Here is a 1696-nt window from a genome sequence, read left to right as displayed (position 1 = left end):
TGGTCTTGGTCAAAAACGTGTTGCTCTTAGTTATTTTTCTTTTGAAGAAGATAATAGAAAAATTATTGATGAGATTATTGATAGGTTTTTATAGTAAATTCTATAATTCTTTCTATAAAAATGGGTGTGTGAAAAACCATAAAAACTTACAAGAAATATACGTTTTTCTGATTTTTTGCCTATGCTCTGGAGGATAAGGCGCATCAAATAAGAATATCTTCAATATTCTTATTTTTAAATATTTTTACGAGAATATATTATGGTAGTATAATATAAACTGTGTAAAAATAAAAAAAGTAGAGAAAAATAAAAAGAAAGGGAAAAATAAAAGAAATTGATAATTATTGTCATTTAAATTAAATAAAAAAATAACATTAAAAATGTATCATATGATATAATAATTATGTAAATTTATTGAATTTTATAAATATAAAATTCATGGAAAATTTACCACGAGTTTATTTGCTTTTTTTTTTTTTTGATAAAATGATAAATGAATAAATTAATATTTTCTGCTGGCGCCAGTTTTATTAATCAAAAAGTATTGGAGGGATGGTAATGAAAAAGGGGTATGTTTTTATTATATTGATAGTATTATTTGTAACAAGTTTAAATGCGGCTACGATTATAGGTAGTGAAGAAAATAGAAGCTTAAATAATGTCAGTTCTAAGATCGATAAGACATTAGAAATTCAAATTGGCAATAAAGTTCTGAATTTTGTTCCTGAGAATAGCATTCCAAAAAATACAAAAGTTTTTTGGGTAAAAGATATTGCAGAATTAAAGAAAATTATTAATGAAATATATTCATTAAAATTAGTACATAGTAAGAAAAAATTTTTTAGATAATAAGATTTCGAATACATTAAGCATAACTAATCGTACGCATTTTAATTATCTTTTTGATACTTCGGAATATAAAAACAGATGGAACCAAACTGTATTAAAAGTAGTGTTAATTGGAGAGTACTTTTATAATAATAAAAAAGTTACAAGTATAAATGTTAATTTGGAATCTTATACATATAGACCAGGATGGGAGATTGTATCAATGAATAAAAATTATGGTGGAATAGGTTATGATTATGCATGGGCTTCTGGAGAAGTTGTTTTTAGATTTTATTTAGGAATACATCCCATAGGTGTAACTATTATAACGAAAACATTACATGTTTATGATCAGGCTTTTATTAAATGAAAGGGTGATTAGATGAATTTAATAAATAAAATAATAAAAATAAATTTAGCTATTGTATTATCAATAATATCTGTTGTATTAATTTTCCAGGTAATTTCAATTTTCAGTATTGCAGGCGGTGAAGAAATTTCATTATCAGAAAATAAAATTATAAAAGATATAGTAGATAATTATATGAAAATCGAATTTTACATAAAAAAAGCAAAAAAAGGTGAAATTATTGATATAGAAAAAATAAATAGTTTATTGAATGAAATAGAAAATTATAAAATAAAATTAAAAAGAGATATTCAAAAAAATTTTCAGGAAGATATATCATCTGCTGAGTAAAAATGTATTTGTCAAGTGAACAGTGGATGTGATTACAATTGAAAAATGGACCAAAAAAATAAAATGTTTAATACATCAATGTTTTGAATAGTATTAAATTTTGGTTAAGAATTATACCTCCTTTCAATTGTTTGATTTTTACTTGTTTTTATTTTATTTGTTTTGTAT

3 protein-coding genes are annotated in these 1696 nt (G+C 22.7%); all 3 read left to right on the top strand.

The features are described 5' to 3' along the window. Positions 1-558 precede the first annotated feature (558 nt). The 3 genes from ACYQ44_RS10320 (at position 559) to ACYQ44_RS10310 (ending at position 1528) form a co-directional block, all read left to right on the top strand. Complete coding sequence (locus ACYQ44_RS10320; protein WP_459997189.1) at positions 559-849, top strand: hypothetical protein; 291 nt, start codon at positions 559-561, stop codon at positions 847-849. A gap of 103 nt (positions 850-952) precedes the next feature. Next, complete coding sequence (locus ACYQ44_RS10315; RefSeq protein ID WP_459997187.1) at positions 953-1198, top strand: hypothetical protein; 246 nt, start codon at positions 953-955, stop codon at positions 1196-1198. A gap of 12 nt (positions 1199-1210) precedes the next feature. Continuing rightward, positions 1211-1528, top strand: coding sequence for a hypothetical protein (locus tag ACYQ44_RS10310; RefSeq protein ID WP_072864503.1), 318 nt, complete (start codon positions 1211-1213; stop codon positions 1526-1528). Positions 1529-1696 lie beyond the last annotated feature (168 nt).

The sequence above is a fragment of the Marinitoga arctica genome (assembly GCF_054657315.1).
The sequence above is the reverse complement of the archived record's forward strand: the minus strand, read 5'-3'. Positions and strand labels throughout refer to the sequence as shown.